The following is a 10003-nucleotide window of genomic DNA, read 5'->3' on the forward strand; positions in this document are numbered from 1 at the left end:
CAGATCTCGCGAGGCCTCTAACTCTGCCGTTCCGGGTGAATATCCGCTTCGTCAGTGACTGGCATGTGGGCACGGGCGACGGCCGCGCCGGCGTCGTGGACGCGGCCGTGCATCGCGATCCGGCAGGCCTTCCCTACGTGCCCGGCAAGAGCCTGACCGGGCACTGGCGTGATGCCTGCGCGACTGTCGCAGATGCCCTTGACACCACCAGCGCCACCACCACGAACACACGATCGTGGGCGCAGTGGGCCGAATGGCTTTTCGGCACCGACAACCAGGGCGGTCCCGAAGGCACCGGAAGTCGGTTGCCGGGGGAAACACCTGATGCCAGCACCGCTCTGGACAGCTGGGTGCCCCTGCCTGCATCGGTAGGGATCGGCCCAGGCGTACTCCCTGATCGCTGGCGCGAAACTCTCAGTGGCAAGCCTGCCCTGATCGAAGGGCTCTTCTGTCTACGCCCGGGCGTGGCCCTTGACCCGGTCAGCGGCACTGCACGCGAGGAACACCTCCGCCTGGAGGAACGTGTCATGGCTGGGCTCCCCTTGAGCGCAGAGGTCCGCGCCACAGTCTCCGGCGGCGAAACGCAACTGCCCGAGCCGGCCGAGCTGCTGCTGCGGGCAGGTGCCCGTCTGGTCGATGGGCTGGGCGGCAAACGCAACCGCGGGGCCGGGCGCGTCCATCTGATCCTGCCTGGGGTCGAGATGGCTGACGACCTCGCCGCCACCCTGACCGAGGCCACGGCCGACGGCAGCATCACCGGCTGGGACCCGGCTGAACCACAGGACCTACGCCTGCAGGAGCTCCTGGCTGACACGGACCTGCTCGATGCGCCTGGACCGACACCCCCACCACCGCAACGGCCACCCGCGCTGCCTCTGGGCAGCGGATCCGCTGCCTCACCCGTCCCCGGGAACGTCCAGGACGCCTGGACCTACCGAGTCGTGTTTCGGGTTCAGACTCCTGTGCTGGCGGCAGTCCGCCGGCAGGGCAACGTGCAAGAAAGTTCCACCGAGATCCCGGGCACCACGTTGTTTCCTGCTGTCCTGGAACGCCTGACCTCGAATGATCAAGTGGGCCTGTCCGAGATCAGCGTGGGCAACGCCGTACCAGCGGTCCAGGTCCCGGACGGCACTGTCGCTGCGGCACACCTGGCTCCCTTGACCTGGTTCAACCCGGACAAGGGTCGCAGCCCGCTGATCATCAACCGTTCCTGCACGGGTGAGGACCGATCCCGCCGGGCGAAGCCGGCACGTGGTCGATACGCCCGCTCGCAGGATGTCTCGTGGCAGGCTGTTGCTGTTGAGTTCACCGACAGCACCCATCCGGTGATCGACGACCGGCTGCGACGACCGGTCGAGTCGGCCGGAGGAGGACTGTTCACCTACCTCGGTATCGCCGCGGGAACGCTCCTGGTGAGCGAAATCCGTCTGCCTCAGCGAGCCGGTCTGCGCCTGAAGTCTGGAGACGTCCTACGGATAGGCCGCTCTCGCAAGGACGACTTCGGTCAGCTCCGTGTGGAATCGGTGACCGGCTCACCGGACTCCGTGCACCCGTCGTCCCAGGCCCTGGACCGCTCCCGCCTCCAGGTGTGGTGCATCAGTGACGTCCTGTTGCGCGGTGAACGGCTCCAGCCGGACCCGACGCCACGTGGGCTGGCTCGCGAGGTCGGTCGCCGACTCAACAAGAACCTGCAGGTGCTCATGGATGAGACCTTCTCGGACGGTTCGGGGTCGCGCCTGCTGACAGCCACAGCGGTGAGGAGAACGGAGGGTTTCCGGCCCCGCTGGCATCGCCCTCGGCCTGCCTACACTGCCCTCAGCGCCGGATCTGTGGTGACGCTCGCGACCATCGACGGCAGCATGATCGATGGTGATCTGATCGCCGAACTCGAACGGACAGGCGTCGGGGAACGGGTCGCCGAGGGCTACGGTCAGGTCCGCATCGATCCGCTGGAGCTCACCACTGAGTCACCCGCGATCGTCGAGCCGATCAGCTCCGCCCCCGGTCCGTCCCTTCACACGCCCCTGGATGATCTCCCCATCAGCAGACCGACCCCCGTCGAACAGGCCTGCTGGCTAGAGATCGTACGGCGCCGTACAGCCCAACTGGTTCTTTCGCCGCCGTCATCGCTACTGCCTCTGGAGTTTTCCCCTGGACGTTCGCAGTTAGGTGCGCTGCGCACCCAACTGTCTCGCCTGCCGCTGGACGCCACCATGCCGCAGACCGAGGTCCATGAGTGGTTCCGAGGGCTGCAAGCGTCTCTGGCCCGGTTGTCCTGGTCCCCACAGACCTACGAGGCAGCCCGAGCCCTGCTGCTGGGTGTCTCGCCCCACCACGGTCGCCTCGGCGGTGACGAGCCGCTGCACGACCGCTGGGAACGGCACCCGGTTTGGGACTATCTCGGTCTGAGCGGCGCTCAGCCGGACCTCGTCCTGGCTGCTGGCCGGGAACCTCTTCTGCGTCGCGCACTCTTGCGTGACGCCCAGTCGACCGTCCTGCTCGGTCTGCTGCGTCACCACCAGGCCCAGACTTCAGCTGCCGGGGAGGCACCATCGTGAGCGTGGGCGTCCATCATCGCTACGAGGTCAGCGGCATTCTGGTGTGCGAATCGCCGTTGAGCGTCGGTGGGTGGGGTGAGAGTCCTACCGCTGATCTTCCTCTGGCCCGAAACGCCACCGGTCAACTTCTCATCCCGGGAACTGCCCTGGCGGGCGTCCTGCGCCACGCGCTGCAACGCTGGTACACCGTTCTCGGGCACGACTCCCAGCCCATCGATGATCTGTTCGGCTTCGTGGAACCACGCACCCAGCACGGAACAGCCTCACGCATCCGTTTCGACGACGCGGTGTTCCTCGGCCCGGGCGCAGCCGTACCCACGATTCGCACCGGAGTGGGGATCGACCGTGTCACCGGATCGGCTGCCTCCGGATACCTCTACACCCAGGAAATGGTGCCGTCTGGAGGCTGTTTCCGGTTCCGGATGATTGGTGAAGAACCCCTTTCCCGGGCTCGATTGGATACGCCAGACCAGCAGGCCCTCCGACCGGCACAGGACACGGCCGAGGCCATCGAAGCGATACTGCACATGCTCTCGCGCGCAGAGCTGTCCATCGGCGCCGGTCAGAGCAAGGGGCTGGGACGAATCCGTCTGACGGGAGTAAGGACTCGGCAGATCGACCTGTCCTCCCGCAAGGAACTGCTGTCCTGGCTCAGCGGGACCCGCCCCTGGCAGCCCTACCAGGCTCCGGCCGCCGGCGGTGGCGCGAGCGGAGCGACCTCAGAAACCGGATCCCGACCAGGATGGTTGACCGTGAGCATCAACTGGAAACCCCTGTCTCCGGTCATGGTTCGCGAGTCCTATCCCGGACTGGTGGTGAAGACTCTCCCGCTGACCAGGCACGAGTACGCGCCCAACGGATACGGCCGGGTCCGGCTAGTGCTGCCGGGTAGCTCCCTGAAAGGATCCCTTCGAACGACCGCGGAGAAGATCGTCCGAACCCTTCTCGAGCGCGACGTCCCGGCTGACGCCGCCGGATCATCGGCAGGCCTGGGAGCTGCCTTGGAAGAGGATCTTCCAGGAATTGGACCGCTCTTCGGCCGCCCACCGGCCCGCAACCCAGGCGACAAGACCAACGAATCAGGCTGGCGGGGCGTCCTACAGATCGAGGACTGCCTCAGCCATGGCCATGTCGGCCTCCTGGACTGGCAGCGACTCACCGAGGCTCTGACCAAGGCGCCGATCTCGGAGTCGCAACCATCGCCCCGCGCACCGGTCAGTTCACCGGCGTCCGGCGGGCGTTCCCCACGGCCCGGCCCGCGTCCTGGACCGCGCCCTCGAGGTAAGGAGCCACGCTCCAGCGCAGCGGCGGCCAGAGACCAGCGCAGCATCGAACGACTTGACGACCGTTATGTCCTCAACAGCGTTCTCAACGGTCTTGGAGGTAAGGACGGTCTGCAGCTTCGGGTCAGCGACCACAACTCCATCGACCGATGGACGGGTGGCGCGGCCGACGCGCGACTGTTCTCCGTCCTCGAACCGGTGGCCACCCGATGGTCGCCCTTGATCTTGGCCCTGGACACCTACCGTCTGTCGCTGGCGCCAGGTGAGCACCAAGCCGACATCTGTCTGATTCTTCTGATCAACGTCCTACGTGAAATCGTCGAGGGACGAGTGGACATCGGCACGAACACCACTCGCGGCTTCGGCCAGATCACAGCCGCAGCCAAGGACATCCATTTCACTGGAAGCGACCTGCCTGCACCCTGGTCCGCGCTGACCGGTCTGACCCTCGAAGACATCCTCGGCGAACTGCCCAAGCCGGTCGTGACTGCTCTCGAGCACTGGAGCGATCTCCTCACCACCGAATCCTCACTCTCAGGAGAGACCCCGTGAGCTACGCACCAGTCGCCTCTGCGGTTACTGATAAGCCCATGGCACGCCCGGCCGGGCAGAACCTCACGAGCCACCTGTTACGGGCCGTCGAGAGCCAGGAATTGTGCACTGTTGCCGAGGCACTCGCCTGGTGCTGGCCCGACCCGGTCACATCCGATGCTGTCGTGGGGTTCAGTTACGCCACCGATCAGGCCCTCTGGTGGCGATACACAACCGATGGCCCACACACTGCCCAGGGACTTCTTTCGCTCGACGATGCCTATGAAGTGGTCGCCTTCGACGGCGTCTGTGAACTTCGGTGGCTCCAGGAGCATCATGGGCGAGGGCGTGCTGTCGTACTCGGCGAAGAACCAGACCATCTGCCCAGAGGGCCTCAACTGACGGGCTGTGAAAGGTCTCGTGAGTACGAACCCCTCGGAGATCGTCACCATCTGCTCGCGGGCCTTCCCGTCCCGACGGCACCTGGATGGACTCGACTGCAGGCTCGCCGCCAGCGGTACCGATCGGCAGACATCCCGATCGACTGGAGCAGTGCATCGGCACCACCGGCAGGTATCGCCCTTCGAAGCCGTGAGTACATCAGCGAGGATGAATATGGCAACGTCTCAGTCACCGAAACACGACTGATCTCATTACTTTTCCTCTCCGAGGAGGCAATGCTCCTTGGCGATCCGCCCTGGGACCCGACGAATCACGCGGAAGGCGAGCGATGATCGACAAGAACATGCCACCACGGGTCGCAACAGCCGTCCACCAGGGACACCATCTAACAGCCGCATTCTCGGTCTCGCCCGACCCAGCAACCAACATCAAAGAACGCAAGCTGCCTCAGCCGAAGTTCAGCCGCCCCCTGGCAGAATGGTTCGCCAACGCCGAACCCGGCGCGCAGGTTCAGATCAGCGTGAAGCTGCAGATCAGCGGGAACATCGAGCAGGTCCGACTCCTGGCCGAAACCATCCTTCCCGAGATCCCGAACGACCCACAGCGCATGAAGGCTCTTGATGCACCGGGGCCTGACGGAACCCGGGAAGGTTTCGTCAACCCTTACACCTTCGTCCCCACGCCCGAACGAACCTCGCTGCAGGACTCGCCTGCCACGGCAGCGTTCGCCGATCGAGCGCCCAACAGCCACGCCCGAATCACCTCCGGGCAGTGGAATGGCACCATCACGGTGACCTTCACCTGTCGAACCCCGCTCCTCCTGCCTGATACCGCCAATTCTCTGCAGGATTCTTGCAAGCGCACCACCTACCGGACCTTGACCGACCATCAGGGCCGCCCTCTGCTGGCTCCGACTTCGGTCAAGGGCGCAATACGGTCCGCTTACGAAACCATCACCGCCAGCCGCTACGGCGTGTTCACCGAGCCGGCCCTGCCCTATGCCTACCGGATGCCCCCGGGAGCCGCTCTTGATCTCGTCCCCGCCGTTGTCCAGGGCGAGGGAGACCAGCGCTACTTTCACCTCTGCCCGTGGCCGGACCGGAAGCCGAGAACCGCAAGCATCACAGGCAGCGTTCTGAACGCCGTCTGGGTTCCGGCCTACAGGGACCGCAAGCAACAGCTTCGACTGCTGAACGGCCTTTCCGGCCAGGTGCTCTCAGACTTGCACGGGCGAAAGGTCACCGCACGAATCCGTCTCATGTCGCGCGGAAAAGGATCCCATTTTCTCCTCTGGCAGGCAACACACCTGTCCGACAGTTCACCGCAGGCCCTTCAACGGATCCTCTCCCAGGAGAGCGACGACCATCTCTCCAAAGGCAAGTACCAACTGGAGAACACCGAACCGCCACGCTTCGTCGAAGGGATCCTGTCTGTCACCGGCGCTTCCATCAGGACCAAGCACGACGAACGCCTGTTCGTCCTCCCCTCCGAAGGCCCCCCCGAGATCCCCCTTCAGCCGGTGACCTCCGAGCACCAAGACTTCTGGAACGCCATTCTTCACGCCTACCGCCAAGCGGCCACCTATAACACGGTCCCACAAGGGCTCGCCCGCTCCCGGCACATTGACCAGGCCGAGCAACTCATGAACCTGCCATCAGGAACGCCGCTCTACGTCACCATGAACAGCAACAAAATCACCGGTGTTTACCCCGTCATGATCGGAAGGATCCCTTACGACAACACACCCGCCGACATCCTCCATCCCTCGCTACGCCCCGCCCGACTTCTCAGCGAACTGTCCGCCGCCGACCGCGTCTTCGGCTGGGTTCCCACCAAAGGTCCCGACCGAAGCAGCAAATCCTCCGGATATCGTGGCCGCCTGATCGTGCGCAGCATCGTGCCCAACACCGACTGCACGATCACCGAACTCAACCACTCCACCAGCAAGAGCGATCAGGTAACCGCAGAGCCCAACGAACCTGGAATCGTCCTCAGCCCTCTCAGCTCGCCCAAGCCAACCCAGTTCCGCTTCTACACCGGCGCCACGAGCGGCCGGCCGACGGCCAAGGCAGCCCCCAAGGCGACCGGCTACCAGAACGACAGCTCGCTGCGCGGACGCAAGCACTACCGCTGGTCCAGCAATCTCCCCGACAACCACTGGGACCCGACGACCGAAACCACCGAAACACGCGAGTACCTCGACCGGACCAGCACCGACGACGAAACCTCCAGCACGCAGACGACGAGATACCTTTCCTGGGTTGCACCGCAAAGCAGCTTTACCGTGCAGTTGCGGGTAGACGGCATCGGCACCGACGAACTCGGTGCTCTCATATGGCTCCTCAATCAAGGCTCGAACGCCCCGTTACGCCTCGGGCCAGGCAAACCTCTCGGCTTCGGCGTCGTCGAAACCCAGATCGACTGGAGCACCGACCAGACACAACTCTGGGAGGTGAACGCCATCAAGGAGAGCTGGCGCACCCTCGGCCGACCCCAACCCGCTCTCCCCGAGAAACTCAAGATCCTCGCCAACCGGTTCGAAACTCAAGCCCGCAGCCACCCGGTCCTCGCCGAAGCCGTCGAATCCTACTGCCGTGCAGTCGCACCCACCGACGCAGCCATCCACTACCCACGCCCCAGCCCAGACCGTACCAACAAGATCTACGAATGGTTTGCCACCAACGAAAAGACCACGGGCGGCTCGAAGAACAACCCCATCAAAGTCGTTCACGGATGGCCACTCCCCCACGTCAGGGAACCAGACCAACGGCTCCCTTACCACCCATTCCAAGACCGGAAGTGAACGAGGCCTGGCCACCTGAACGCCTGCTCGCCTGTAGCCGACCGATACTCAAGGCCCCTTCCCATCCCCCAACCAGGATGAGCGGCCATGAAAGTGTCCTCCGAAAGGCCCCACCGGAACTTGTGTCCGGATGAAATCCGCTACAACGAGAAAGGCCACGGCAGCCATGTCACAGCCGTGCTGAGCACGCCCTTACTCCGAGATGCTGCCCACCACATCAACCTGAAGCTACGGCGAACCTGCCAGCTCCGTTCGATTAAACCTCGCCCTCCTTCTGATGCTCTGTACCTAGTTAGCGCGGGTATGAATGAGGCGCTTGAAAGGTTTCAGAATCGAGCGAACCGCAACCGATGCCCTCATGGCTTCACCGCGAGCGCTCCGATACCGTCGCCCTCACGCTTGAGCGCTCGCACGCAGGTCAGACCCCAGATGATCAAGGAATTCAGCCGCAGGAGACCTTGAACCCCGTGACTTACCGTGAGCGCTCGCAATCGGCTGTAAAATCGCAGCTCAGGGCCCGTGTAACGCGCGAGCCCTGTTCCCGGCCTACCGGCCGGGCCTCCATAGCGACTCGTGCCACGCCGGAACCATCAGCTCGGAACTGGCAACCTGTTCCCGGCCTACCGGCCGGGCCTCCATAGCGACAGGAGGTACACAGACGCCTTGCAGCCGCTCTGATCCTGTTCCCGGCCTACCGGCCGGGCCTCCATAGCGACGACGAGCTGACCATCATCGGAGTGATCACGGTGGAGGACTGTTCCCGGCCTACCGGCCGGGCCTCCATAGCGACAGGGCCGTGAGGCCCTTCAGCGCGTTCGTGAGGGGAACTGTTCCCGGCCTACCGGCCGGGCCTCCATAGCGACCTGGTGGACGTTGTGGCGCTGCTCATCGCGCGGCCCGCTGTTCCCGGCCTACCGGCCGGGCCTCCATAGCGACCATCCTCGTCGCAGGATGGGAAAAGGCAGGCAAGTCATCTGTTCCCGGCCTACCGGCCGGGCCTCCATAGCGACAAGTACAACCGCGGCTTCGACCGGCACCCGAACTGCGCTGTTCCCGGCCTACCGGCCGGGCCTCCATAGCGACCTGGTTGGCCGGCTTGTCGACCGGACGACTGGTGCCTGTTCCCGGCCTACCGGCCGGGCCTCCATAGCGACGCCGCCACCGTGGCCGCCTTGGCCGCCATCAGACGGCCTGTTCCCGGCCTACCGGCCGGGCCTCCATAGCGACGCCGCGAACGGCGAGCCAGTGATGCTGTCCACCAGCTGTTCCCGGCCTACCGGCCGGGCCTCCATAGCGACCTGGCTCACCGACCCACCACCCGACGAACCCGCGCCCACCTGTTCCCGGCCTACCGGCCGGGCCTCCATAGCGACGAGACATCCGCGACGAGCCGGGCGAATCCCGCCAGCTGTTCCCGGCCTACCGGCCGGGCCTCCATAGCGACATCGCCTCGACGTCCCCGGCCTCGGTAGCGGACCGCCTGTTCCCGGCCTACCGGCCGGGCCTCCATAGCGACAGTCGGCTCGCCCGCAAGAAGCTGCAGTCGCACTACTCTGTTCCCGGCCTACCGGCCGGGCCTCCATAGCGACGGTCACGCGCTTCAGTCCCTCCATGGCTTCGTCCATGCTGTTCCCGGCCTACCGGCCGGGCCTCCATAGCGACTTGGCCTGCACCCTGACGTGCGGAAGTATCCGGGTGTCTGTTCCCGGCCTACCGGCCGGGCCTCCATAGCGACAGCTCGGCGGCCGAATCCTCAGACTGCGCGATCCGCGCCTGTTCCCGGCCTACCGGCCGGGCCTCCATAGCGACTGGGTCTCGGCGATCTCGGCCAGCAGATCCGGCCCCGCCTGTTCCCGGCCTACCGGCCGGGCCTCCATAGCGACGCGAAGGGTGGTGTCGTGGACTTGGCCAAGCGCGTGCCTGTTCCCGGCCTACCGGCCGGGCCTCCATAGCGACTCCTCACGCATGATCCGATCGACCGACCAGCCGCCACCCCTGTTCCCGGCCTACCGGCCGGGCCTCCATAGCGACACCGAAAAGGTCTTGCAGGATGAGGTATTGGCTGCGCCTGTTCCCGGCCTACCGGCCGGGCCTCCATAGCGACCCGCCCGGTTGCGGCAAGGGGCGGCACGTCGGGGTCGTCTGTTCCCGGCCCACCGGCCGGGCCTCCATAGCGACGCGCTCATCCGCTCGATGGACTCTCGCTTCGCGGCCGGCTGTTCCCGGCATACCGGCCGGGCCTCCATAGCGACGCCGTCACCTGGCTCAGCCTGCGCGGCGCATCCACGCTCCTGTTCCCGGCCTACCGGCCGGGCCTCCATAGCGACGGGTGAGCTCCCGCCGATCTCGCGGAAGATCCTGCTGCTGTTCCCGGCCTACCGGCCGGGCCTCCATAGCAACGCGACAGTGGTTGATCAGGCGGGTCA

General features: G+C 65.4%; 4 protein-coding genes and 1 CRISPR repeat array. All 4 genes read left to right on the forward strand.

Features of this window, described 5'->3' with window-relative positions; translation table 11 throughout:
- Positions 1-35 precede the first annotated feature (35 nt).
- From LR394_RS39040 to LR394_RS39055, 4 genes are read left to right on the forward strand one after another with little or no spacing between them, the layout of a single operon-like run.
- The gene (locus tag LR394_RS39040; protein WP_231449762.1) at positions 36-2558 is read left to right on the forward strand and encodes an RAMP superfamily CRISPR-associated protein; all 2523 of its coding nucleotides are present in this window, start codon (positions 36-38) and stop codon (positions 2556-2558) included.
- Complete coding sequence (locus LR394_RS39045; protein ID WP_231449763.1) at positions 2555-4393, forward strand: RAMP superfamily CRISPR-associated protein; 1839 nt, start codon at positions 2555-2557, stop codon at positions 4391-4393. The genes LR394_RS39040 and LR394_RS39045 overlap by 4 nt, the downstream gene beginning before the upstream one ends.
- Complete coding sequence (gene csx19, locus LR394_RS39050; protein WP_231449764.1) at positions 4390-5106, forward strand: type III-D CRISPR-associated protein Csx19; 717 nt, start codon at positions 4390-4392, stop codon at positions 5104-5106. Before LR394_RS39045 ends, csx19 begins: the two co-directional genes overlap by 4 nt.
- Positions 5103-7577 carry a TIGR03986 family type III CRISPR-associated RAMP protein gene (locus LR394_RS39055; RefSeq protein WP_231449765.1) on the forward strand — a complete coding sequence of 825 codons (2475 nt, stop codon included), beginning with the start codon at positions 5103-5105 and terminating at the stop codon, positions 7575-7577. Before csx19 ends, LR394_RS39055 begins: the two co-directional genes overlap by 4 nt.
- A 535-nt stretch (positions 7578-8112) precedes the next feature.
- Positions 8113-9977: direct repeats of the CRISPR family, unit length 36 nt; unit sequence CTGTTCCCGGCCTACCGGCCGGGCCTCCATAGCGAC.
- Positions 9978-10003 lie beyond the last annotated feature (26 nt).

Origin of the sequence: Kineosporia babensis (genome assembly GCF_021129305.1) — a bacterium.
Lineage (GTDB): Bacteria > Actinomycetota > Actinomycetes > Actinomycetales > Kineosporiaceae > Kineosporia > Kineosporia babensis.

Coding starts and splice junctions, on each gene's coding strand:
- LR394_RS39055 (WP_231449765.1), top strand. CDS start 5,103: ATGATCGACAAGAACATGCCACCACGGGTCGCAACAGCCGTCCACCAG.